The 24,152-nt window shown below is 53.5% G+C and carries 25 protein-coding genes and 1 pseudogene; 10 read left to right on the top strand and 16 right to left on the bottom strand.

Annotated features, from left to right (window positions below):
- Positions 1–269 precede the first annotated feature (269 nt).
- Entirely contained in the window at positions 270–836 is a 567-nt protein-coding gene (gene mntP / locus ACTJJI_RS12940) for a manganese efflux pump MntP (RefSeq protein WP_440654339.1), read from the top strand.
- Here the strand turns inward: mntP and rlmA are convergent.
- The 7 genes and pseudogenes from rlmA to mgrB form a co-directional block, all read right to left on the bottom strand.
- Entirely contained in the window at positions 833–1,648 is an 816-nt protein-coding gene (gene rlmA / locus ACTJJI_RS12935; RefSeq protein WP_013096129.1) for a 23S rRNA (guanine(745)-N(1))-methyltransferase, read from the bottom strand. The two genes, mntP and rlmA, sit on opposite strands and share 4 nt — an antisense overlap.
- 67 nt (positions 1,649–1,715) lie before the next feature.
- Complete coding sequence (gene ftsI / locus ACTJJI_RS12930; protein ID WP_440654337.1) at positions 1,716–3,422, bottom strand: peptidoglycan glycosyltransferase FtsI; 1,707 nt, start codon at positions 3,420–3,422, stop codon at positions 1,716–1,718.
- Between the two features lie 230 nt (positions 3,423–3,652).
- On the bottom strand, positions 3,653–3,862 hold the full coding sequence (cspE, locus tag ACTJJI_RS12925) for a transcription antiterminator/RNA stability regulator CspE (protein ID WP_001062678.1): 210 nt from the start codon (positions 3,860–3,862) through the stop codon (positions 3,653–3,655).
- 12 nt (positions 3,863–3,874) lie between these two features.
- A pseudogene (locus ACTJJI_RS12920) lies at positions 3,875–4,019 on the bottom strand (DUF2627 domain-containing protein).
- A 526-nt stretch (positions 4,020–4,545) separates the two neighbouring features.
- Positions 4,546–5,535: an MBL fold metallo-hydrolase gene (locus tag ACTJJI_RS12915; protein WP_440654335.1), complete on the bottom strand. Its 990-nt coding sequence runs from the start codon at positions 5,533–5,535 to the stop codon at positions 4,546–4,548.
- 23 nt (positions 5,536–5,558) lie between these two features.
- Complete coding sequence (locus ACTJJI_RS12910) at positions 5,559–5,849, bottom strand: YebO family protein (protein ID WP_440654333.1); 291 nt, start codon at positions 5,847–5,849, stop codon at positions 5,559–5,561.
- Between the two features lie 74 nt (positions 5,850–5,923).
- Entirely contained in the window at positions 5,924–6,067 is a 144-nt protein-coding gene (gene mgrB, locus ACTJJI_RS12905) for a PhoP/PhoQ regulator MgrB (RefSeq protein WP_013096124.1), read from the bottom strand.
- A 159-nt stretch (positions 6,068–6,226) separates the two neighbouring features.
- Here mgrB and ACTJJI_RS12900 point away from each other — a divergent pair, with 159 nt between their 5' ends.
- A complete protein-coding gene (locus ACTJJI_RS12900; protein ID WP_013096123.1) occupies positions 6,227–6,466 on the top strand; it encodes a YobH family protein in 240 nt (79 codons plus the stop codon).
- Between the two features lie 66 nt (positions 6,467–6,532).
- Here the strand turns inward: ACTJJI_RS12900 and kdgR are convergent, their stop codons facing one another.
- The gene (kdgR, locus tag ACTJJI_RS12895) at positions 6,533–7,324 is read right to left on the bottom strand and encodes a DNA-binding transcriptional regulator KdgR (RefSeq protein WP_013096122.1); all 792 of its coding nucleotides are present in this window, start codon (positions 7,322–7,324) and stop codon (positions 6,533–6,535) included.
- Positions 7,325–7,502: 178 nt separating this feature from the next.
- On the opposite strand from kdgR, the gene ACTJJI_RS12890 reads away from it, so the two are divergent.
- Complete coding sequence (locus tag ACTJJI_RS12890) at positions 7,503–8,876, top strand: MFS transporter (protein ID WP_083021485.1); 1,374 nt, start codon at positions 7,503–7,505, stop codon at positions 8,874–8,876.
- Positions 8,877–8,927: 51 nt separating this feature from the next.
- Here the strand turns inward: ACTJJI_RS12890 and htpX are convergent, their stop codons facing one another.
- The 4 genes from htpX to ACTJJI_RS12870 form a co-directional block, all read right to left on the bottom strand.
- Complete coding sequence (gene htpX, locus ACTJJI_RS12885; RefSeq protein WP_010432647.1) at positions 8,928–9,809, bottom strand: protease HtpX; 882 nt, start codon at positions 9,807–9,809, stop codon at positions 8,928–8,930.
- A gap of 193 nt (positions 9,810–10,002) precedes the next feature.
- A complete protein-coding gene (gene prc / locus ACTJJI_RS12880) occupies positions 10,003–12,051 on the bottom strand; it encodes a carboxy terminal-processing peptidase (RefSeq protein ID WP_046888046.1) in 2,049 nt (682 codons plus the stop codon).
- A 19-nt stretch (positions 12,052–12,070) separates the two neighbouring features.
- Positions 12,071–12,757 carry an RNA chaperone ProQ gene (gene proQ / locus ACTJJI_RS12875; RefSeq protein WP_440654330.1) on the bottom strand — a complete coding sequence of 229 codons (687 nt, stop codon included), beginning with the start codon at positions 12,755–12,757 and terminating at the stop codon, positions 12,071–12,073.
- Between the two features lie 96 nt (positions 12,758–12,853).
- The gene (locus tag ACTJJI_RS12870) at positions 12,854–13,351 is read right to left on the bottom strand and encodes a GAF domain-containing protein (protein WP_047360901.1); all 498 of its coding nucleotides are present in this window, start codon (positions 13,349–13,351) and stop codon (positions 12,854–12,856) included.
- Between the two features lie 132 nt (positions 13,352–13,483).
- On the opposite strand from ACTJJI_RS12870, the gene yebS reads away from it, so the two are divergent.
- From yebS to ACTJJI_RS12850, 4 genes are all read left to right on the top strand, one after another.
- Complete coding sequence (gene yebS / locus ACTJJI_RS12865) at positions 13,484–14,767, top strand: membrane integrity lipid transport subunit YebS (RefSeq protein WP_440654327.1); 1,284 nt, start codon at positions 13,484–13,486, stop codon at positions 14,765–14,767.
- The gene (locus ACTJJI_RS12860) at positions 14,736–17,369 is read left to right on the top strand and encodes an MlaD family protein (protein ID WP_440654325.1); all 2,634 of its coding nucleotides are present in this window, start codon (positions 14,736–14,738) and stop codon (positions 17,367–17,369) included. Before yebS ends, ACTJJI_RS12860 begins: the two co-directional genes overlap by 32 nt.
- A 76-nt stretch (positions 17,370–17,445) precedes the next feature.
- Positions 17,446–18,888, top strand: coding sequence for a 16S rRNA (cytosine(1407)-C(5))-methyltransferase RsmF (gene rsmF, locus ACTJJI_RS12855; RefSeq protein ID WP_440654323.1), 1,443 nt, complete (start codon positions 17,446–17,448; stop codon positions 18,886–18,888).
- 105 nt (positions 18,889–18,993) lie between these two features.
- Positions 18,994–19,233, top strand: coding sequence for a YebV family protein (locus ACTJJI_RS12850; protein ID WP_046888041.1), 240 nt, complete (start codon positions 18,994–18,996; stop codon positions 19,231–19,233).
- Between the two features lie 33 nt (positions 19,234–19,266).
- Here the strand turns inward: ACTJJI_RS12850 and pphA are convergent, their stop codons facing one another.
- Positions 19,267–19,911 carry a protein-serine/threonine phosphatase gene (gene pphA, locus ACTJJI_RS12845; RefSeq protein ID WP_046888040.1) on the bottom strand — a complete coding sequence of 215 codons (645 nt, stop codon included), beginning with the start codon at positions 19,909–19,911 and terminating at the stop codon, positions 19,267–19,269.
- 167 nt (positions 19,912–20,078) lie between these two features.
- Here pphA and ACTJJI_RS12840 point away from each other — a divergent pair, with 167 nt between their 5' ends.
- The gene (locus tag ACTJJI_RS12840) at positions 20,079–21,020 is read left to right on the top strand and encodes a VirK/YbjX family protein (RefSeq protein ID WP_050860147.1); all 942 of its coding nucleotides are present in this window, start codon (positions 20,079–20,081) and stop codon (positions 21,018–21,020) included.
- A gap of 406 nt (positions 21,021–21,426) precedes the next feature.
- On the opposite strand, the gene ACTJJI_RS12835 is transcribed toward ACTJJI_RS12840, so the two are convergent.
- The 3 genes from ACTJJI_RS12835 to yobA are packed head-to-tail and all read right to left on the bottom strand — an operon-like array spanning position 21,427 to position 23,024.
- Complete coding sequence (locus tag ACTJJI_RS12835) at positions 21,427–21,765, bottom strand: YebY family protein (RefSeq protein WP_014832387.1); 339 nt, start codon at positions 21,763–21,765, stop codon at positions 21,427–21,429.
- A 16-nt stretch (positions 21,766–21,781) separates the two neighbouring features.
- Positions 21,782–22,651 carry a copper homeostasis membrane protein CopD gene (gene copD, locus ACTJJI_RS12830; protein ID WP_050860145.1) on the bottom strand — a complete coding sequence of 290 codons (870 nt, stop codon included), beginning with the start codon at positions 22,649–22,651 and terminating at the stop codon, positions 21,782–21,784.
- Between the two features lies 1 nt (position 22,652).
- Positions 22,653–23,024: a CopC domain-containing protein YobA gene (yobA, locus tag ACTJJI_RS12825; protein ID WP_063426237.1), complete on the bottom strand. Its 372-nt coding sequence runs from the start codon at positions 23,022–23,024 to the stop codon at positions 22,653–22,655.
- 137 nt (positions 23,025–23,161) lie between these two features.
- On the opposite strand from yobA, the gene ACTJJI_RS12820 reads away from it, so the two are divergent.
- Positions 23,162–23,392 carry a DNA polymerase III subunit theta gene (locus ACTJJI_RS12820; protein ID WP_013096102.1) on the top strand — a complete coding sequence of 77 codons (231 nt, stop codon included), beginning with the start codon at positions 23,162–23,164 and terminating at the stop codon, positions 23,390–23,392.
- A gap of 109 nt (positions 23,393–23,501) precedes the next feature.
- Positions 23,502–24,152 (top strand): carbon-nitrogen hydrolase family protein, encoded by a 651-nt coding sequence (locus tag ACTJJI_RS12815; RefSeq protein WP_047360910.1) that lies wholly within the window; start codon positions 23,502–23,504, stop codon positions 24,150–24,152.

Genomic DNA, 24,152 nt, shown 5'->3' with positions numbered 1-24,152 from the left:
ATCGTTATCAACAACCCAATAAAATAATAGCCCACCGTTGTTGTTTTATATTCTCAAAATATGTTAAGGTTGCGCCCGTCGTTGGGGAGTAGCTAATTTCCTGTTCGCAGGAAATGTACGTGTCAACATACTCGTTGAAAAACGTGGCGCGTACGGATCGTTTTCTGCACATCATTGTGCGACGGTCAGGCGAGACCATAGATACATCAACTGCTGTTTACTGGGGGCAGTGATGTGTCATATGGATATCTCCCGGTCTGGACGCTTGTATGAACATCTCCGCCACCATTCTTCTCGCTTTCGGCATGTCCATGGATGCTTTCGCAGCTTCCATCGGTAAAGGCGCCACTCTGCACAAACCCAAATTTTCTGAAGCGCTGCGCACAGGTCTGATATTCGGTGCTATCGAAACGCTGACGCCGCTTATCGGCTGGGGCCTGGGTATGCTGGCCAGCCAGCTGGTGCTGGAGTGGAACCACTGGATTGCATTTGTCCTGCTGGTGTTCCTCGGCGGACGAATGGTGATTGAAGGATTCCGTGGCAACAGCGATGAAGATGAAGAGCCTCAGCACCGCCACGGTTTCTGGCTGCTGGTCACCACCGCAATTGCCACCAGCCTTGACGCGATGGCCGTCGGTGTTGGTCTGGCCTTCCTGCAGGTGAATATCATTGCCACCGCGCTGGCCATTGGTTGCGCCACACTGATTATGTCCACCCTGGGCATGATGGTTGGCCGTTTTATCGGCCCGCTGCTGGGTAAGCGAGCCGAGATCCTGGGCGGGATCGTGTTAATCGGTATTGGTGCCCAAATTCTCTGGGTACACTTCGCGGGTTAACCTTCGCGCTGCCAGCAGTGGATGCTGAAATCCGTCTGGCAGCGAAACGTGGCCTGTGCAGCCAGCGTCTCCCGGACAGCCGGTTTTGCCCGCCAGGCAAACGGCGTCATTTGCAGTAACGCCACGGCTTCATCCCCTTTCAGATCCATCTCATACGCTACGGTTTCTTCCTGCCTGAGCACAAAACCAGCCAGTTGTTCTGAATGGGGAGCATGCAGGCGAACCTCGTCATAAATCAGCCCTTTCAGCTCCATCAGATGACGTGGTCCAGGCGTGACGGTTATCACCCAGCCGCCGGGTTTTACCACCCGGGCCAGCTCTTCTGCCTTACAGGGAGCATAAATACGCACAACGGCATCCATGCTGGCATCTTCAAACGGCAGCCGGTGGCTTGAGGCCACGCAGAACATCACCCCCGCGTAGCGTTTTGCCGCTGCGCGAATCGCCGCTTTCGACACGTCCAGACCCGTCGTCTGCGCGCCCTTCCCGGCGGCAATCTCGGCAAACCTTGCGGTGTAATACCCTTCACCACAGCCGATATCCAGCAGAGCGGAGGCACTCTGCGTCAGCGTGTGGTCCAGCAGCTGAGCGACACTCTCTCTTAGCGGCTTGTAATGTCCGGCATCCAGAAAGGCACGTCGCGCCTGCATCATCTCTGCGCTGTCGCCCGGATCGCGGGAGCGTTTATGCTGTACCGGCAGAAGATTCACATACCCCTCTTTCGCCATATCAAACTGATGTCCCTGCGGACACGCATAACTTTTCTCAGAACGCGTCAGGCGCGCGTGACAAAGGGGGCAACTGAAGGGCATGACAACTCCGGGGCATAAATCAAAGGGCGAAGTGTACCGCTATTCGCCCCGTTATAAAACGCCTGGGTTAATGCATGACGATAAGGTGGCCGGAATCAGCCGGCAAGCCATCCGGTTTCACGTTCTCCAGGCGCAGCACATTCCCCATGATCTCACTGAAAACGGGCGCTGAAACGGCACCACCATAATAGGCACCGTTCTGCGGATCGTTTATGACTACCACCAGCGCAAAACGCGGGTCGCTGGCAGGCGCAACGCCTGCGGTATAGGCGACATACTTATCGACGTACTTGCCACTGTCATCAATCTTCTTCGCTGTACCGGTTTTGACCGCCACACGGTAATCCCGTACCGCGGCTTTAACCCCTCCGCCGCCCGGAAGCGCCACGCTTTCCATCATGTGTTCCACTTCATGGGCAATCTCTTCTGGCATGACTCTGTGGCCTATCACCGGCGGATCGATACGGGTGATCGAGAGCGGACGCTCAAGCCCATACCCGCCAATGGTGGCGTAGACATGGGCCAGCTGAAGGGGCGTCACCATCAGGCCATAGCCGAAGGCAAAGGTTGCCCTGTCGAGTTGACTCCAGAATTTACGCTGCGGCAGTAACCCTGAGCTTTCGCCCGTTAAACCCAGCCCGGTATTGGTGCCAAAGCCAAAGTTCCGGTAGGTATCGATAAGATGCTGGATGGGCATCGCCAGAGAGAGACGGGATACACCGGTGTCGCTCGATTTTTGCAGGATCCCGGTCATCGTCAGTTCCGGATAGTAACCCACATCACGGATACGGTGACCGTCAAGGGTATACGGATGGGTATCAATGACGCTGTCCGGTTGCACCAGCCCCTGCTGCAATGCCGTCATCAGAACCAGCGGCTTAACGGTGGAGCCGGGTTCGAAGGTATCGCTAATGGCACGATTACGAAAATCGTTTAACGTTGCACCTTCACGGTTGTTTGGGTTGAAATCGGGATAGCTCGCCATGGCGAGTATTTCCCCTGTGGGGATATTGATCAGGACCGATGCACCCGACTCGGCTTTATTCCAGGCCACCGCATTATCAAGCGCGTCCTCGGTGATGGTTTGCAGCCGCTCGTCAATGCTCAACTGGATATTATGTGCGGGTACCGGCGCCACTTCCGTCAGGTTTTCCACCACGTGCCCATAGCGGTCTTCCCTCACCTGCCTGACTCCGGCCTTACCCATAAGTTGCGCGTTGAAGCTCTTCTCTACGCCTTCAATGCCCTGGCCATCAATATTGGTGAAACCAATAAGGTTTGCGGCCACATGGCCTGCCGGATAAAAACGCCGGGACTCATCGCGCAGGTTGATGCCCGGCAAATTGAGTTTATCGATCCACTGCGCCTGAGCAGGATCCACCTGACGGGCAAGGTAAATGAAGCGCCCCTGTGGATTGCTGTTAATACGCGATGCCAGCGTGCTGAGGGAGAGATGCAGCGCACTGGCCAGCGCCTGCCAGCGGTCATCAAACCCAACCCCACCTTTTGCCAGCACCGTTTTGGGATCGGCCCAGACGGCCCTGACGGGCACACTCACCGCCAGCGGACGGCCTTCACGATCCATGATCATGCCACGCGGTGCATCAATCGCCACCTCACGCAGCGATCGCATATCTTCCTGTTTTACCAGATTGTCAGGTTTAATAATCTGCAGCCAGGCAACGCGTCCCAGTAAAAATGCCAGGCTGCAAAAAATAGCAAAACAGAGCAGAGCAAAACGTGCCGGGGTGAAACTGCCGGCACTCGGTATCATTTTCTTCTTCACCTGAACCCCAGGGCTGTTGAACAACGCCCTGATTTAACGGGAAAAGCCGCTGTGGAGGGGGGAAAACAGTGCTAATAATCTCGTAGCTTTGCAACAAGGTACTAACAGAGACAGGGATGGTAATATTTTGAAAGATAAGGCATATAAAAAAGCCCCGCGTTTGCGAGGCTTTATGTCTGAGATTGAAGTGCTACGCGCTTCAGTCAGCAGCGGTTCGATCAGATAGCAGTTACGTTAACTGCAGCTGGGCCTTTCTGGCCATCCTGAATTTCGAACTCAACGTTCTGGCCTTCAGCCAGAGTTTTGAAGCCGTTACCCTGGATTGCAGAGAAGTGTACGAACACGTCTTTGCTGCCGTCAGCAGGAGTAATGAAACCAAAACCTTTAGACTCGTTGAACCACTTAACTTGACCTTTAATCTTTGCCATTTGCAAAATTCCTTAGAGTGTTTTCTTAGCCCGCAGGCATTGACTGAGATAAAACTGAGACATTACTGCTTGAGGCACTAATATAAGGTTCGGCAGAGAAGCGGTATTCAACGACAACGTGTTTACTCAGGACTTCTTTACTGAAAATGCCACACATAAACAGAACTGTACCTCGTTTGACCCAAAACGTGTTATCACACACTATGTTTAATATGGCAAGCCATTTTTAAACATGTCTCGATCCGCCGCACAAATTCGAACACAGCCTGTAAGGATTTGCACATTTATGCTTACCGCATACAAACCGATTCTCGTCCTTATACAGACTCAACGTTGCTTTCACACCCGCTGTAATCAAAGACTTTTTTAACATAGCTCAATCATTACAATGCGTCCAGCAACCTACGAAAGAAAGCCGGAAACAGTGATTGATTTAGAACATTTTGTGAAAAGTTATGCTCAAATCATTGTAACGCAACTGTATTGTTACAAAGAAAATACACAGCTAATAAGCCCAGCGCAACTGAGTTAAAAATCACCAGATAATAAAAACGTTATGCACCAAAATAATGAAATTTTTATGACTCTGCCTCAAAAGAAGGCAAGCAAAACGTTTCGATAAAAATAAAACATTAGATATGTGGCTTTAATAGCAGAATATATGCAACAAATCATCGCTTCGCTTACAAGGATAAATATTCACCAATTTTCAGTATCCTGAAGGAATTATTAACCGGTGCTAAATTAACAAGCGCGTCAGTTAACTCTCTGACAGGTTCATCAAGTGATTCATCCGCCAGTTCAAACACGCCCCAGTGAATGGGAAAAGCTAAGGGACTCCCCAGCTGCTGCCACAATGCGACGGCAGATTGCGGATCCATATGGTGTACCGCCATGAACCATCTTGGTGCATAGGCGCCAATGGGCAACGCGGCGGCGTCGATCTTGCCCAATCGTTCCGGGATCAAAAGCAGCTCCGGAGAGTAGCCCGTATCGCCGCTAAACCAGAAACGGCGGTGTCGCCCCTCAAAGACCCAGCCACACCACAGAGAGCGATTGCGGTTCCAGAATGTTCGCATGCTCCAGTGCTGTGCCGGAACGGCGGTCAGGGTTATCCCCTGCCAGGTGATACTCTGCCACCAGTCGAGCTCAACGATGCGCCTTGCTCCCCGGCGGCGAAACCACTGTGCAAGTCCTAACGGCACGAAGAAACTGACGTCGGGAAAGCGCTTCAGGATACGGCGAATGGTCGCATCATCAAGGTGATCGTAATGATTGTGGGAGATAACCACTGCATCAAGCTGCGTGAGTTGTTCCACAGAGAGAGCGGGAGGCGTTCTGCGCAGGGGCCCCAGGAACGGTACGGGAGAGGCGCGTCGGGAAAACACCGGGTCGGTGAGAAGAGTATTGCCGTCCATTTGCAGCAGCATACTCGCATGCCCCAGCCACCATACCCCATCTTCAAGGGGTTGATTTAGCGCGACAGGTTGCCACCACTGGTGGATAAACGCCTCATAACCGAGTGCCGGAGGTTTAGGCAAACCGGCCTCTTTACGCGCTTTACGCCAGCGATCAAGGTCACCGGGCTGATGCCCACCAGGTTGGGTATTCTGAAAACCGTTCGGGGTGTGGTGTTTCAGGGAGGGGTCATACCAGGGATTTTTCCAGACCACAACCACCTCCCAGGTCAGAAAGATTAACGCTCTGCCACCAGACGGATAAAGTCGTCTTTGTCGTCGCTCTCTTCCGCAGCAGCCTCTTTCGCCGTTTCTTTCTCTTCCGGTTCGTTAGCCTCACACAGACGGCGTAACAGCGCATTCTGACGCTTTTGCTGATCGAGCAGCGCTTCCAGCAGTTCGATCTGCTCGTTCGTCCGGGAGCTCGCGCGGTTCACGAAAAACCAGATGACAAGTCCCACCAGCAAAACAACGACAGAAACTATCAGGGATGCCATATTCAGCAGCCCTGAATTCAGTAACTCACCCATTTCACCACCTCAATAAAAACACGCATTTTACCACTGGCGCGAAGGAAGGAAATCACCTTAAGAAAAAATGCCTGTTACCACGGAATAAACTTATTGATTGCGCAAACGCCGCTAAAAAACTGTACATCCTGATCGCACATCACATTGATCGTCTGCGTCCACAACACCACGCATGCAATCAGCACGATAACCAGAATTACCCAGCGTATTTTTTTCACTCCACACTCCGTCTTAACACCTGTTGCATACAGGTTATCACGGTTATCTTAAACAAGGACTAACTGTAACGCCTGTAAGCCCTTTTCAGAATCATGCACTTGTTTCATAGAGTAAACCGTTTAGTCTTGAGGCATGACAACAAAGATAAAGAGGCAATGATGCATTTAATCATTCGAACAATTATTGCACTGGCCGTAGTATGGATTGGCCTTTTATTAACCGGATATGGCGTGCTTGTGGGGAGCACCGAAAACGCAGCTGGATTAGGTATCCAGTGTAAATACCTGACCGCCCAGGGAATGAGCACCGCCCAGTACCTGCATTCTGATAGCGGGATCATCGGTTTAACCAACTGCCCGGTTCTGCGTAAAACTTCTGTCGTCATTGATAACGGTTAATTACCCTTTTTTACGACCGATAAGAAACGCCGCAATGTCTGCGGCGTTTTTTTATGCTGAGAGGGGTTAAAACGGATACGCGTTATAGCCCATCTGCTCAGAAATCTTACGCGCGGCGGTATGAAGAATAGCAACATACTCATGCAGACGTTCTTCTGAGAAGCGCAGCGTCGGGAAGGAGATACTCAAGCCCGCAATCACCACACCAAAGCGGTCAAATACCGGCACACCAATGCAGCGCAGCCCTTCTTCCTGCTCTTCGTTATCTTCGCCATAGCCCTGCTCACGTACCTTATCAAGCACCGTCAGCAGTTCGTCCGTGCTGGTGATGGTACGCTGGGTACTGCGTTTGTACTCCACCCCATCCAGAATCTGCTTCACTTCTTCACGGTCGCGCCAGGCCAGCAGCACTTTACCGATAGCGGTACTGTAAAGCGGATTGCGGCGACCAATGCGGGAATACATGCGCAGGTTATACATTGAGTCAATTTTATGGATGTAAACAATGCTGTCTTCATCCAGAGCACCCAGGTGAATGGTTTCTTTGGTCAGACGAGAGAGCTCACGCATCTGGATATCTGCACTACGCACCAGGTCAACGTTTTGCAGCGCACGGGCACCTAATTCGAACAGTTTCAGCGTCAGAGAATATTTTTCAGACTCGCCTTCCTGCGCAACATACCCCAGTGACTTCATGGTTTGCAAAAAGCGATAAACGGTGCTTTTCGACATCATCACACGCTGCGACAATTCTGTAATACCAATTTCACGCTCTTCTCCGAGCGCCTGCAGGATGCCAAACACCTTCAGCACGGAAGAAACAGAATCGGGTTGTTTATCCAAATCTGCAATTGCCATTCATCACCTCATAGAGAGTGTTTTATAAAAATCAGAACCGGTTTTTATTATAAATTCCCGTCATGCCTGCTGCAATCAATCCGCGTTTACTTCGTTACAAATCTGCGACATAAAGCGCTGTTAACGGTGCTAAAATAGTTACCTTGAGAATAATTTCACACTGAGCTATTTATTCACCATGGAAAAAAAACTGCCCGATGGTCTGCCTTTACCCCAGCGGTATGGCGCTATCGCTACGATTATCATCGGTATTTCGATGGCCGTACTCGACGGCGCAATTGCCAATGTTGCCTTGCCCACCATTGCCAGCGATCTGCATGCCTCACCCGCCAGCTCTATCTGGATCGTTAACGCCTATCAGATAGCGATCGTGGTGTCATTGCTCTCCTTCTCTTTTCTGGGGGATATGTTCGGCTACCGACGGGTCTATCAGTGCGGGCTGGCGGTGTTTACCCTGACCTCGCTGTTCTGTGCCCTCTCTGATTCGCTGCATACTCTGACGCTGGCACGCATTGCGCAGGGTTTTGGTGGTGCGGCACTGATGAGTGTCAATACCGCATTGATCCGCTTAATTTATCCCCAACGTCATCTGGGACGGGGAATGGGGATTAACTCCTTCATTGTGGCAGTATCTTCGGCGGCCGGGCCGACCATTGCGGCGGCCATACTGTCTGTCGCCTCATGGCAATGGCTGTTCGCCATCAATGTACCGCTGGGTATTATTGCCCTCTTCTTTGCCCTGCGCTATCTGCCGGGGAACGGCCCCAAAAGCACCATGCCCCGTTTTGACATCGCCAGTGCGGTGATGAATGCGCTGACCTTTGGCCTGCTGATTACAGCCCTGAGCGGCTTTGCGCAGGGTCAGTCCATTTGGCTGACCGCCACAGAAATCGCTGCCCTGCTGGTGATTGGCGTCTTCTTCGTTCGCCGCCAGCTCTCGTTACCGGTGCCGTTACTGCCCGTCGATCTGCTACGTATTCCCCTGTTTTCACTCTCAATATGCACGTCAATTTGTTCGTTCTGCGCCCAGATGCTGGCCCTTGTCTCTCTGCCTTTCTTCCTGCAGAGCGTAATAGGACGTTCTGAAGTGGAGACCGGACTCCTGCTCACCCCGTGGCCGCTGGCGACGATGGTGATGGCACCGCTGGCAGGTTATCTCATAGAGCGCGTACATGCAGGATTACTGGGCGCGCTGGGGCTGGCGGTGATGGCGGCAGGCCTGTTTGCGCTGGCACTGCTTCCGTCGTCACCCACAGATCTGGATATTATCTGGCGCATGATCCTCTGCGGAGCCGGTTTTGGCCTGTTCCAGTCGCCGAATAATCACACCATTATCACCTCCGCACCGCGCCATCGCAGCGGAGGAGCCAGTGGCATGTTGGGTACCGCTCGCCTGCTTGGACAAAGCACCGGTGCGGCACTGGTCGCCCTGATGTTTAACCTCGCCGGGCAAAACGGTAATCACCTTGCGCTCATTACCGCAGGCACACTGGCCACCCTTGCCGCGATCGTCAGCGGCCTGCGCGTCACTCAGCCCAGCGTGCAGGCATAAAAAAAGCCGGGTGGAGTTGCCTCCAGCCCGGCTCATGTTCAACCTTCAGCGTTACTTCAGGTATTCCCCGCTACGCAGCGCTTCAATACGTTTATCCAGCGGCGGGTGAGACATAAACAGCTCGCTTAACGATTTTGATTTACCGTTGATGCAGAATGCCATCATGCTGTTCGCTTCCTGCGGCTCGTAGCTGGTTTTCAGACGCTGCAGGGCAGCAATCATCTTCTCACGACCTACCAGTTTCGCAGAGCCGGCATCCGCGTGGAATTCACGGTGACGGGAGAACCACATGGTGATGATGCTGGCCAGAATGCCGAACACCAGCTCCAGAACCATCGATACCGCGAAGTAGATCAGCGGGTTACCGTTGCTCTCTTCACCTTCATCGCGGTTACCCCCCATAAAGCCAGCCGCAATCTGCGCCAGAATACGGGAAATAAAGATAACAAAGGTGTTCACCACGCCCTGAATCAGCGTCATGGTCACCATGTCACCGTTCGCGATATGGCTGATTTCGTGCGCGATAACCGCTTCGGCTTCGTCACGGCTCATGTTTTGCAGCAGCCCGGTACTCACCGCAACCAGTGACGCATCGCGACGGGCACCCGTGGCGAAGGCATTAATATCCGGCGCATGGTAAATGGCAACCTGCGGCATGGCGATCCCGGCCTGCTTAGATTGCTGAGCCACCGTATTCATCAGCCACTGCTCCATATCGTTACGCGGCTGTTCAATAACCTCACCACCTACCGACTTCAGCGCCATCCACTTCGACATCAGCAGTGAAATAAAAGAGCCACCAAAACCAAACAGCAGCGCCATAATCAACAGACCCTGAACGCTACTCGACTGAATTCCTGTCAGGCTTAGCACCAGCCCGAAAACCACCATCACCGCAAGGTTGGTGAGCAGGAAGAGCGCGATTCGCATCATAATTTTCTTTTAACCTCAGTTTAACAAAACGCACTATGCGATTACCCACATCGTATGGGTATTGTGGCTATTTTCAAGCATACGGCGGGCGTAAGTCACCAGAAAGACACAACTTTACACAATTGGAAATCTGCCTGACGGAAGGATGCAGAACAAAAAGAAACAGGCACAATTTCTTGTGCCTGTTGGGAGATTATTTAGCCGGAGCGGGTTGCTCGGCGGGCTTCTCTTTTTCCAGATTCGCCAGGTCAAGCGCGATATGGACCGTCTCGTCCAGGTACGGATCCGGCTCCTGGTAATCTTTAGGCAGATCGTCCAGTTTTTTGAGCAGAGGCTTGCCTTCACGTTTGAAGCGATCGTTGATACGCGCCAGACGCGTTGCGTCATCCTCATTGTTCTCTTTCTCACGCTGAGCGTAGTTCAGAGAAACAATATTCCTTTTTTCTTTCAGAGCATTGAAACGCGCAATGTCCTTCATGATGTACTGGAATTCAGGATCTTTCGCGATGCGCTCGTTATGGTCTTTCAGCAATTGCGGACCAAACTGCGTCATATCACCGGCTTTCACGTATGTCGCGGCATTGATGCTGTCCCACGGCAACGCGTTATCTTCAAACTTCTCGCCCGTTTCCGTCTCTTCCGTGCCTGTCGGCATCATGATATCTGGCGTCACGCCTTTACGCTGCGTACTGCCGCCATTCACACGGTAGAACTTCTGAATGGTGTACTGGACAGAGCCCAGCGCAGGCCATTCCGGACGCAGCATCTGATCGTAGATACGATTCAGGGAACGATACTGTTGAACGGTACCTTTACCAAAGGTCGGCTCGCCAACAATCAGCGCGCGGCCATAATCCTGCATTGCCGCGGCAAAGATTTCAGACGCTGACGCACTGAAGCGATCGACCAGCACCACCAGCGGGCCTTTGTAGTAGACCACGCCATCATTGTCGGCATCTTCACGGACTTTACCGTTGTTATCGCGTACCTGCACCACCGGACCAGACGGGATAAACAGGCCAGACAGAGAAACGGCTTCTGTCAGCGCGCCACCTCCGTTGCTGCGCAGATCGATGATTACGCTGCTGACGTTCTGCTTCTCAAGCTTCTGCAACTGCACTTTCACATCATCGGTCAGCCCTACGTAGAAGCCAGGGATATCAAGTACACCCACCTTCTCTTTACCGACGGTTTTCACCGACATTTTCACCGCGCGGTCTTCAAGGCGAATACGCTCACGGGTCAGGGTAACGATACGGGTTTTGGTGCCTTTCCCAGCAGGCAGAATTTCAAGACGAACTTTGCTGCCTTTCGGACCTTTGATCAGCGCAACCACATCGTCCAGACGCCAGCCGATGACATCCACCATGTTCTGCCCGGTTTGGCCTACACCGACAATACGATCGCCTACGCTTATCGCTTTGCTTTTTGATGCCGGGCCACCCGCGACCATGGAGTTGATCACAGTGTAATCGTCGTCCATCTGCAGCACCGCGCCGATACCTTCCAGAGACAGGCTCATTTCGGTATTGAACTGTTCGGTGTTACGCGGGGAGAGATAGTTGGTATGCGGGTCGATTTCGTGGGCAAAGGCAGTCATTGCCAGCGAGAAAACATCTTCGCTGTTGGTTTGTGCCAGACGACGAATGGCAAACTTGTAACGGCGCGTCAGCGTGTCACGGATCTCTTTCTCATCTTTGCCAGTGAGCTTGAGACTCAGTTCGTCGTACTTCACTTTGCTGTCCCACAGCGCGTTCAGCTCGGCTTCGTCTTTCGGCCAGGGCGCTTTACTGCGATCCAGATTAAAGGTGTCGTTGCCGGTGAAGTCCATCGGACGTTCCAGCACTTTCAGCGCATACTGATAACGTTCAAAACGGCGCTTTTGTGCCAGGTTATACAGATCGTAGAACAGATCCAGCTTGCCGGAACGCAGCTCATCACCAACGTCGGATTTACGTTTTGCGAACTGCTCGACATCGCTGGCGAGCAGTACGTTATGGCTGTAATCCAGCAAGTTCAGATAGCGGTCGAAGATTTTGGCCGAAAAGGCCTGATCGAGATCGAACTGACGATAGTGCGAACGGGTGAAACGTGACGTCACACGCTCGCTCACCGTCGCGTGCTGCGTCTCTTCCTTGAGAACCGGAATTTGATCAACACGCGTAATATCGTCCACTGCGAAAGCATGACCTGTTATGGCAAACAGGCCCGCCAGCGCGGTGAGCTTAAAAAAAGTGTTCATGCCAGGCTTGGCCTCCGTTTCAGAACAACAAGTGTTCTGCGCGTACAATCATTGACATACCAGAAGTCAGCTGTACACGAACGCCATCTTTGGTGATTTCCAGTACGGTGGCGTCCATTGCATTGTTGCCCGCTTTTACCTTCAGTGCCTGACCCACGCTCAGGGCGTTGATGTCTGAAACCGGAGTGTGGCGCTGCTCTTCACGAGGTGCGCGAGGGGCTTTAGCAGCTGGTTTGTCAGCACGCGGTTTGCGATCGTTATTTTCGTTGCGACGCGGTGCAGGACGCGGCTTACGTTCACGACGACGCGCTTCTTCCTGGCCGTTTGCCGCAGCGGCTTCGCGTTTTTTCGCCTGCTGTTCTGCACGTTGTGCCTGAACGCGTGCTTTGGCTTCTTCTAGCTGCTTACGCGCGTGCTCTACGTGCTGCTCGTCCAGCTCACCACATGGGTTGCCGTCAAGATCCACACGGGTCGCGCCCGGTTTGATACCGTACAGGTAACGCCAGCTCGAAGTATAAAGACGTAAGGCGGAGCGCAGCTGAGTTTTGCTGAGGTTCATTTCCCCCTCAACGCGTGCCACCAGATCCTGAAAAATACCGACTTTCAGGGGACGAGCTTCACCTTCAGCGCTGAAGCACTGTGGGAAACGCTCGGCCAGAAATGCGATAACTTCTTTACTGCTATTCAACTTAGGTTGATTTTCCATGAAATTTCCTGATTACAACGGACGTTGCCAACAAGCGCAGGCATGAACAGGCGTCATTATAATGACGCTATCAGTAAATGCTACGTTATCCGTTGATTATCCTGCGACGCTCGCAAAGAATTTTTGATAATCGGTTGCTGCAAGAACGTTTTCCAGATTCGCCACCAGCTCGCGCAGCCCCTGTTCGTCCTCGATTGTAAAGCGACTGAAGGCCGTACTGTCGATGTCCAGAACGCCAATAATCTGATTTTTTACCACCAGCGGCAGCACGATTTCAGAATTACTGGCGGCATCGCAGGCGATGTGACCGTCAAACGCGTGAACGTCCTCTACACGCTGCACCGCATTTTTGGCGACAGCCGTTCCGCATACGCCGCGTCCCACAGGGATACGCACGCAGGCGAGTTTCCCCTGGAAAGGCCCCAGCACCAGCGTTTCGCCTTCAAGAAGGTAAAAACCGGCCCAGTTTACCTCGGTCAGACGTTCAAAGAGTAATGCACTTGTATTTGCCAGAGTGGCTAAGAAGCTGGTCTCACCCGCCATCAATGCCTTAAAATCGCGGTTCAGATCCGCGTAGAATTCTGTTTTGTTCATTCTTCAATCACTTAGTTGTCTTACAAAATTACCGCATAGCCTATTAAAATAAGCATTAAATGCGCTCATGCTCAAGATGAATCCGTTCATGAGTTAATATAACGTTCAACAATACTTATTTGTGCGCAACCGATGGCCTTAAAAACAACCAAAATCACGCCGACAAAAAAGATAACTGTCCATACGGTAAGCGAAGCTTTGCCTCGTGCACATTATCAGCGTTGCCCCCAGTGCGATACGCTTTTTATGTTGCCGAAGATGAAATCGCATCAAAGCGCCTTTTGTCCCCGCTGCGATGCCAAAATTCGTGACGGGCGCGACTGGTCATTAACCCGCCTCGCCGCCATGGCAGTCACCATGTTGCTGTTGATGCCTTTTGCCTGGAGCGAGCCGCTATTGAAGCTCTACCTGCTCGGCGTGCGTATTGATGCCAACGTGCTGCAGGGGATCTGGCAAATGACGCGCCAGGGCGATCCTGTGACCGCAGCCATGGTGCTTTTTTGCACCGTTGGCGCGCCGCTGGTCCTGGTTGCGGCGATTGCCTATCTATGGCTCGGCAATATTCTGGGGATGAACCTGCGACCGGTGTTGCTGATGCTGGATAAACTCAAAGAGTGGGTCATGCTGGATATCTATCTTGTGGGTGTCGCCGTGGCGTCAATCAAAGTACAGGACTACGCGTTTCTGCAGCCAGGCGTCGGACTCTTTGCGTTTATCTGTCTGGTATTGCTCAGTATCCTGACGTTAATCCATCTGAACGTTGAGCAACTCTGGGAACGTTTTTACCCTCAGCGCCCTGCCACACGCCCGGATGAAAACCTCCGGGTCTGTCTGGGTTGCCACTACACCGGGCTGCCTGACGCGCGCGGCCGCTGTCCACGTTGCCATATTCCTTTGAGGCTGCGGCGCAACAACAGCCTGCAAAAGTGCTGGGCCGCACTGATTGCCTCTTTGGTATTCCTGATCCCTGCCAATATGTTGCCGATTTCCATTATTTACGTGAATGGTGCACGCCAGGAAGATACCATCCTCTCCGGCATTATCTCTCTTGCGCACAGCAATGTAGGGGTGGCGGCAATTGTGTTTATCGCCAGTATTCTGGTGCCGTTTACCAAAGTGGTGGTGATGTTTACCCTGCTTATCAGCATTCACTTTAAATGTGAGCAAGGGTTACGTACCCGTATCCTGCTCCTGCGCTTTGTCACCTGGATTGGCCGCTGGTCGATGTTGGATCTGTTCGTGATTTCGTTGATGATGTCGCTGATTAACCGCGACCAGCTACTTGCTTTTACAATGGGACCCGCAGCTTTTTATTTCGGCTCTGCGGTGATATTGACTATTCTTGCTGTGGAATGGCTGGATAGCCGCTTACTTTGGGATGCACATGAGTCAGGAAACCCCCGCTTCGCCGACTGAAGCGAGAATTAAAACAAAACGCCGCATTTCGCCATTCTGGTTGCTGCCTGTCATCGCCCTGATGATTGCAGGCTGGCTTATCTGGACGAGCTATGAAGATCGCGGAAGCACCATCACCATTGATTTCCAGTCCGCCGACGGCATTGTGGCCGGACGTACCCCCGTGCGTTTCCAGGGGGTGGAAGTGGGTACCGTGCAGGATATCTCCCTTGGAAAAGGGCTGAATAAAATTCAGGTACGGGCCAGCATCAAATCCGATATGCAGGACGCGCTGCGCAGCGAAACGCAGTTCTGGCTGGTCACGCCGAAGGCCTCTCTGGCCGGGGTGTCCGGGCTGGATGCGCTGGTTGGCGGGAACTATATCGGCATGATGCCGGGTAAAGGTGAACCGCATGATCACTTTGTTGCGCTTGATACACAGCCGAAATACCGCCTCAATAACGGGGATCTGATGATCCACCTGCAGGCACCCGATTTAGGGTCACTGAACAGCGGCTCGCTGGTGTACTTCCGTAAAATCCCGGTGGGCCGGGTTTACGATTACGCCATCAACCCCAACAAGCAGGGCGTGACCATCGATGTGTTAATCGAGCGTCGCTTTACCAATCTGGTGAAAAAAGGCAGCCGTTTCTGGAATGTGTCCGGCGTGGATGCTGACGTAAGCCTCAGCGGTGCGAAAGTGAAGCTTGAAAGCCTGGCCGCGCTGGTCAATGGCGCGATTGCCTTTGACTCCCCGGAAAATTCCAGCCCTGCCACCGCAGATGACACGTTCGGATTGTATGCCGACCTGGCACATAGCCAGCGTGGGGTGATCGTCAAACTTGCTCTGCCTGATGCCAAAGGGTTAAAAGCCGGTTCTACGCCGCTGATGTATCAGGGGCTGGAGGTCGGTCAGCTCACCAAAATGACGCTCAATCCGGGCGGTTCCGTAACCGGGGAGATGACGGTTGACCCAAGCGTAGTGGATCTTCTGCGCGAGAAAACGCGTATTGAAATGCGCAGCCCGAAACTGTCTCTGAGTGATGCCAGCATCAGCAGCCTCCTGACAGGCAGTACCTTCGAGTTGATCCCCGGCGAAGGCCAGCCCAGCAACACCTTTGTGGTTGCCCCGGCGGATAAAGCCCTGCTGCAAAAACCCGGCGTGGTGACCATTACGCTGAATGCGCCGGAAAGCTACGGTATTGAAGCCGGTCAGCCGCTGATCTTACACGGCGTGCAGGTCGGTCAGGTGCTGGAGCGTACGCTGTCGGAAAACGGGGTGAGCTTCTCCGTCGCAATCGATCCGCAATACAGCAACCTGGTGCATGGCGACAGCAAATTCGTGGTTAACAGCCGCGTTGACGTCAAGGTCGGGCTGGACGGCGTTGAATTTCTCGGCGCCAGTGCCAGCGAGTGGGTGAACGGCGGGATCCGCATCCTGCCTGGCAATAAAGGCCCTGTTCGTGACAGTTATCCGCTGTATGCCAATCTGGATAAAGCCATTGAAAACAGCCTGAGCGATCTGCCGACCACCACGCTGACGTTGAGTGCGGAGACGCTGCCGGACGTACAGGCAGGCTCGGTCGTGCTGTATCGCAAGTTTGAGGTTGGGGAAGTGATCACCGTTCGCCCACATGCAGACGCCTTTGATATCGAACTGCACATCAAGCCGGAATATCGCAAGTTGCTTACGCCAAACAGCGTCTTCTGGGCCGAAGGTGGAGCAAAGGTTCAGCTTAACGGCAGCGGGTTGACCGTGCAGGCTTCCCCGCTCTCCCGCGCGCTGCGCGGGGCGATTAGCTTTGATAATCTGCCCGGCGCAGGCGGCAATATGCGCAAGGGTGACAAGCGCATCCTCTTCCCGTCAGAAACCGCTGCACGTGCGGTTGGCGGGCAAATTACCCTGCATGCCTTCGACGCCGGAAAGCTGGCGGAAGGAATGCCCATCCGCTACCTGGGCATTGATATCGGACAGATCCAGAAGCTGACGCTGATCACCGCACGTAACGAAGTGCAGGCCACCGCGGTGCTTTATCCGGAATATGTGCAGACGTTCGCCCGGACAGGCTCGCGTTTCTCGGTGGTAACGCCGCAGATCTCGGCCGCAGGCGTCGAGCATCTCGACACCATCCTGCAGCCGTATATCAACGTCGAACCCGGTCGTGGCAACGCGCGTCGTGATTTTGAGTTGCAGGAAGCTACCATCACCGACTCGCGCTATCTTGATGGTCTGAGCATAGTGGTGGAGGTACCGGAAGCCGGCTCGCTTAGCATCGGCACGCCAGTCCTGTTCCGCGGTATTGAAGTGGGAACGGTGACCGGCCTGACGCTCGGGACCCTCTCCGACCGCGTGATGGTGGCGTTACGCATCAGCGATCGTTACCAGCATCTGGTGCGGAATAACTCGGTGTTCTGGCTGGCCTCCGGCTATTCGCTGGACTTCGGCCTGACGGGTGGTGTGGTGAAAACCGGCACCTTTAACCAGTTTATTCGTGGTGGTATTGCTTTTGCCACGCCGCCGGGTACACCGCTGGCGCCAAAAGCACAGCCGGGCAAACACTTCCTGCTGCTCGAAAGCGAACCTAAAGAGTGGCGCGAGTGGGGAACCGCCCTGCCGCGTTAATCTCAGGGCTCCGGTGTCAACGCGCCGGAGCCTTTATGTTACACTGCGCACCTGAACTTTTCCCTGTGGTGTGCCCGTGGCTCAAAACTCCGTATATCTTCCTGAACAATTCCTGGCGCAGATGCGCGAGGCGCTTCCTTCTCACCTCTCGTTAGATGATTTTATCGCCGCCTGTCAGCGACCGTTACGCCGAAGTATTCGCGTCAACACGCTGAAAATCAGCGTCGCCGATTTCCTTTCGCTGGTATCCCCCTACAACTGGCAGCTTATGCCGGTACCGTGGTGTGAAGAGGGTTTCTGGATCGAACGGGAGGACGAAGCATCACTGCCGCTGGGCAGTACCGCCGAGCATTTGAGCGGCCTGTTTTATATTCAGGAAGCCAGCTCAATGCTGCCGGTTGCTGCGCTGTTTGCCGATGGCAACGCCCCTGAACGGGTCATGGATGTCGCTGCCGCCCCCGGCTCAAAAACCACGCAGATTGCCGCCCGCATGGCTAACCGCGGGGCCATTCTTGCCAATGAGTTTTCAGCCAGCCGCGTCAAGGTACTGCATGCCAACATCAGCCGCTGCGGCATTCAGAACGTCGCTCTGACACATTTCGACGGTCGCGTGTTTGGCACCGCCTTGCCGGAAACATTTGACGCCATTCTGCTGGATGCGCCCTGCTCCGGTGAAGGTGTGGTACGCAAAGATCCCGATGCCTTAAAAAACTGGTCAGTCGAAAGCAATCTCGATATCGCCGCGACGCAGCGCGAACTGATTGACAGCGCGTTTCATGCCCTGCGTCCGGGCGGCACGCTGGTTTACTCCACCTGCACATTAAACCGTGATGAAAACGAAGAGGTCTGCCTGTGGCTGCAAGCGCAATACCCCGATGCGGTTGAGTTTCTGCCACTGGATGATTTGTTTGCCTCGGCCAAAGACGCCATCACCCCGGAAGGTTTCCTCCACGTCTTCCCGCAAATTTATGACTGCGAAGGTTTTTTTGTCGCCCGTCTGCGTAAAACTGCCGCCATCACCCCGCTGCCTGCACCAAAATTTAAGGTCGGTAATTTCCCCTTCACACCGCTGAAAGGCCGTGAAACAGAGCAGGTCACCACCGCGGCCCGCAAAGCCGGACTGATCTGGAACGACGATCTCCACCTCTGGCAGCGTGATAAAGAGATTTGGCTTTTCCCGGCGAACATTGAGCCGCTTATCGGCAAAGTCCGTTTTTCCCGAATCGGGATCCGCCTGGCGGAAGTACATAACAAAGGGTATCGCTGGCAGCACGAGGCGGTCATTGCGCTTGCCAGCAGTGAAAATACGTTCGCGCTGACGCATCAGGAAGCTGAAGAGTGGTACCGGGGCCGCGATGTGTACCCAGAAGCCCCCCCTTCTCAGGATGATGTCGTGGTGACGTACCAGGGATACCCGCTGGGACTGGCAAAGAAAGTGGGTTCGCGCCTGAAAAACAGCTATCCGCGCGAGCTGGTGCGCGATGGTCGCCTGTTTACCGGTAACGATCGCGCTGACTAAAAAAAGCGCACTTTTTTACTGGCGAATTTGCTCTCCTTGTCTACTATCAAAAATGGATGGCTAAACTGGTCATACCAGATTTTGACAACACACCCGGAGAGCATTATGACGAAAACCAGCGTGCGTATTGGCGCTTTTGAAATCGACGATGCAGAGTTGCGCGGCGAAGCCCAGGGCGAGCGAACGTTAAGTATTCCCTGCAAATCCGATCCGGATTTGTGCATGCAACTGGATGCCTGGGATGCCGACACCAGCGTTCCGGCGATCCTTGATGGAGAACACTCAGTCCTGTACCGCGAGCATTACGATAGCAAAACCGATGCCTGGGTCATGCGTCTTGCCTGACCAGAGAGAACCCGCCCGAAGGCGGGTTATTTATTACTGCAGCTGCGCCAGCGTGAAATAACCGTCAAACACCGCGCCGGTATCAATGTAGTGCAGGTTGTGAAAATCATATCGCTTATCCACGGGCGTATGACCGAACCAGAAATGATCCGCACCGCAAATCCCCTGCCCTCTGCCTGCCATAAATCCCATTAACCGATCCCGATCCCATAGCACCCGCCGGGCATCGACCGGTTTTTGCCAGACATATTCCGCTGCCGGATAATCGGCATGGGCGATCACATTCAGACCGTTTGCGCAGGTGATCTCAATGATATGCGGCAACTGTCGGCATGCTTCGAATAATGTCATTGCCTGCTGTTGCTGGAGGTCATCAAGACGCGTAAACCAGATCCCCCCATTGAGCGTCCAGAGGGCGAAATCATTATTATCCAGGCTGTCGATTGCCATTTGTTCATGATTACCCCGTACTGCACGAAACCATTTTTCATTGATGAGCTGTAAGCACTTAACGCTATCCGGGCCACGATCAATCAAATCCCCCACGGAGATAAGCAAATCCTCATAAGGATTAAAGTGACGGCGTTTCAGTTCGTCCAACAGCCACTGATAGCAACCGTGTATATCGCTCACAACCCAGACGTGACGCCACTTACTACCATCGATTCGCTGATACATAAGGCCTCCCTGAATAAGTATAGCTGCATCAGAAATTGCCAATGTCAGCACCGGATATCACAAAGCCAAACAAACAGTAAACCAAACGGAAATAAAGATCCTCCCACTATTAATCCTTTTTTATTGGCCCTTTAGAATAAGCACTAAATAAAAAGAGAGGTTTCAACGTGTCCAATACTCACCTGCATAACGATGTGCTTTTTCCACATCGCACACATATTATTTCCGACCTGGTCAACGGAAAATGCGTTCCGGGCCCTATCTGGAAAAAGCGTGAGTATCGACTGAAGTTCCTGTTACGCTCGCTTTTGTTCTGGTCTTCTACCCGACGCATGCTGGAGGCACTCTCTGGCCGGGATGATTTCGACCGACTGTTGGCCTCGCAAATTACGTTACCCAGTAAAACCCACCGCCAGTATTTAATGCGCGGTCTGAATACCGGCGACCGTGCTGACGCGATCGTCAGCCACTACCACTGGATCGATGGTCTGAAAGACCCTTCCCTCGCCCATGCGCTGACCAGCCCTCTGGAGCAGCCTGTGGTGCAGTTCAGAGCTAAAAATGAGGTGCTCTATACTGTCAGTGCCTCCTCTGCCCATAAAGCCGAGCGCGAAGGTGAAAGCACGTTGTGGCTGCGCGATGACCAAAATACCTTGCTCGCAAGCCTGACTTTTAGCGTTGCACGCAGCGCGGGGCAACGGGTACTGGTGATCGGTGGGCTTCAGGGGCCACGCCGCGGCGTCAGTCGCGATGTGATAAAACAGGCCACCCGCGCCTGCCACGGCCTGTTCCCAAAACGCGTTCTGATGGAAGTCATTTTCCAGCTGGTCGCGCAGTCCAGTATCCGCGCTATTTATGCCGTCAGTGATGAAGGGCATGTTTTTCGCGCGTTGCGTTATCGCCTGAGCAAAGGTCGCCATTTCCACGCCAGCTACGATGAGTTTTGGGAAACGCTGGACGGCAAAAAACGCTCAACTTTCTGCTGGCAGCTGCCGCCAGAGATGGCGCGTAAATCCCTGGACGAGATTGCCAGTAAGAAACGGGCCGAATACCGCCGCCGCTTTGAGCTGCTTGATGAAATCAAAACGGCCATCAACGCCCGCTTTTAGCCCTGCGCATTGCTTTTGCCAACCACATACAAGAATTTAACAAAACCGTCAAAAAGGGCTGGACTTCCGCCTGCCGTAGTGTGGTATGTTGAAAGGAGGTTCACCGGGAGTCCCCCATCTGAGAGAGTAGATAACTGGATTTTATTTTTGCTTTCAATCAGATAAAAAGAGACCGAATACGATTCCTGTATTCGGTCCAGGGAAATGGCTCTTGGGAGAGAGCCGTGCGCTAAAAGTTGGCATTAATGCAGGCTAAGTCGCCTTGCCTTTTAAGAATAGATGACGACGCCAGGTTTTCCAGTCCACAGTAAAAGCGGTCGGAAAAAAAGCGTCAAAACATCAATAAAAATGAAAAACCGCAGTGCTTTCGCAAGCAGCTGCGGTTTTTTTTACTGGGAACCGGAAACTAGCAGAGCTTGTCGGCGCGTTCGATAAACGGAGCAAGGCTCATCTTCTGCCCGGGGCTGGACGGATCGTCAATCTGGATAACGCTGATGGGCTGCCCGCTGCTCTTACCGCTGGCGACCTGCTGCTCGGCCACGTCGTTTAACGGGTACTGTACCAGCGTGCTTGGGTTGATGGCATACAGCGCATGACCCGGACGACAGGTCAGCATCACCTCTTCGCGATTGAACGCCCATTTATCCTTACCCACTTCAAAACGGCTGACGGTGATAACCTGTGGTGCCGCCAGAGCGCTCCCCGTACAGGCCATCAATAAGAGAGAGAGTACTGTCTTTTTCATATGCTATTTAACCTTGTCAAAAGGGTTCCCAGGTCGCGAACAGGCTGACCGTTGCCAGCACCAACGCTCCCAGCACCACCTCTGCCTGTGTCATCCTGATAAAAATCTGTTGCTCGCGCCCGATGTGGGCACTAAACCGTGGCACCAGAAAATACCGATTCGCCAGCGCAATTACCACCATCAATGCCACCAGCGCACATTTGAACAACAAAAGTTGTACGTACCCCGTCTGCCAGGGCACCGTGATGCCCAGAATAAAGAGCCCATTGATCGCGCCGGTAAGCACTACCCCCGCTACGGCATAATGCCCCACGCGAGAGAAGCGCATCATGGTATAGATTGCCGCAGTCTGCCAGCGTCCTTTCGCCAGATGCATGCAAAACAGCAGTGGCAGGAGGCCGCCAACCCAGGTGGCGGCACACAGCAAATGCAGTGCGTGATTAATGCGCTGCATCGCCCCCACGGCGCCGTCGTTCATCGCCGCATGCCCCACGCCTGCCAGCAGGACAAATTGCCCCATTGCGAGCAGCAATAATCGCGATCCTTTTTGTGGCGCAAGCCACGCGGCACAGGCGGTGATTACGGCCAGGATAATTTGCCACAGCCAGACGCTACCAAACTGCGTTGCCAGCACACTTTGCAAGACGTCCGGATTAAACACATCCCCCCAGCCGTTGCCCATTAGCCCCGCCTGGATCATGAACATCAGGAACGCCGACAACAGACTGACCAGAGACGCAATCTGCTGCTGCGCCTGAAAACGCCGGGTCATCAGACGGTGCAGGGAAGAAGGGGCAAACCAGACGCTATAGAGCGCATTACCAAAAATCAGCATCAGCGCGCCGAAATGGATAAAGCGCAACCCCACGTAGATGAAGGCCAGCATGTTATTTCACGCTGAAGTGATAGCTGCCTTTGGTTTTGTGGCCATCAACCGAGACCACATGCCAGTCAACCTGGTACGTGCCGGTCACCAGCGTCTGCGCCAGCGGAACATCGAGCTGGGCCTTATTCTGCGCGTCACGCTGAATATGGCCGGTTTTAACCACGTTTCCTTGTGCATCCTTCACCACCACACCGCTGAATGCCGGTTCAATGCCTTCGGAAAATGTCAGGGTAAGCGTCTGAGGGGCTACCACCTGACTATCGGCTGCCGGGATTTGCTGTTGAAGGTGCGCGTGCGCCAGCGCCGGGGTCGCGGTGACGGAAGAGAAGAGAAAAGCCAGCGCGCATACCGCGCGGGAAGCGGATAAACCCATCGCAATCATTCCTTTTTGTTATGTCTGTATGATAAAGAATAACGCTGTATAATAATCGAGTCGAGGATCATCCCACCTCCGCTTGTCATCGTCGCGCAATCGCGGTAACGTTGCCGCCGCATAAAAAGGAGAAGGTAATGAAGATCAATCTGGCTGCCCTTCCTCAGGACGAGATGGATAAAGTGAATGTCGATCTCGCTGCCGCAGGTGTCGCGTTTAAAGAGCGTTACAACATGCCAATCGTGGCAGAAGTGGTGGAACGCGAACAACCCGCCCATCTGCGTGACTGGTTCCGCGAACGCTTGATTGCCCACCGACTCGCGTCGGTTAATCTCTCTCGTTTACCGTACGAACCAAAAGTGAAATAAGCTTAACGACTCGTTACACTTCCTTACGCGGAATATGCCAGGATAAGAAAACCCTGATTAAATTAGGTGTACTCTTAAATCCTGCGACTCTGTGTATAAGGAAGTCACGATGTCACAATGGAATATTGCCGCCGCCCAGTATGCCGGGCAGCATCACAGTGTAGATGACCACGTAGCACACCATCTCCGTTTCGTTGCAGAAGCGGTACAACAGCAGTGCGACCTCCTGGTCTTTCCTGAACTATCGTTAACAGGACCGGGAACGACGGACTTACCTCCCCCACCCAATGACGGACAGCTTGCCCCCTTGCTGACCGCCGCATCGCTTTACCGGATTACCATCATTGCCGGTCTGCCCCTGGATCTGAATGGTCAGCGCGTAAAAGGCCTCGCCCTGTTTTCACCGTCCCGGCATGGCATCCTGCGCTACCCTCAGGGGAGCGGTGCCAGCCTGGTTCCGGGTGATAAACAGCTGACGATTATTGATACACATGCCGATTCCCCCAATCTGGATCCGCAGGCGACGCTGTTTACCAGCTGTCAGTCGGTGGGGGATAACCGCTGGCGTCAGTCCATCAGCACGTTACAGCGCTTCGCACATAAGTATGCCATTGCGGTGTTAATGGCGAACGCCCGTGGGGGTAGCGCGTTGTGGGATGAAAAAGGCCAGCTGATCGTCCGTGCGGATAAGGGCGAGCTATTATTGACCGGATCTCTGGGCCGACAGGGTTGGCAAGGCGATATCATTCCTTTAGGCTAA

It is taken from the genome of Enterobacter sp. 22466 (genome assembly GCF_052044775.1).
Lineage (GTDB): Bacteria > Pseudomonadota > Gammaproteobacteria > Enterobacterales > Enterobacteriaceae > Enterobacter > Enterobacter dissolvens.
Note: the sequence above shows the minus strand (reverse complement) of the source record. Positions and strands in the feature narration are given on the sequence as shown.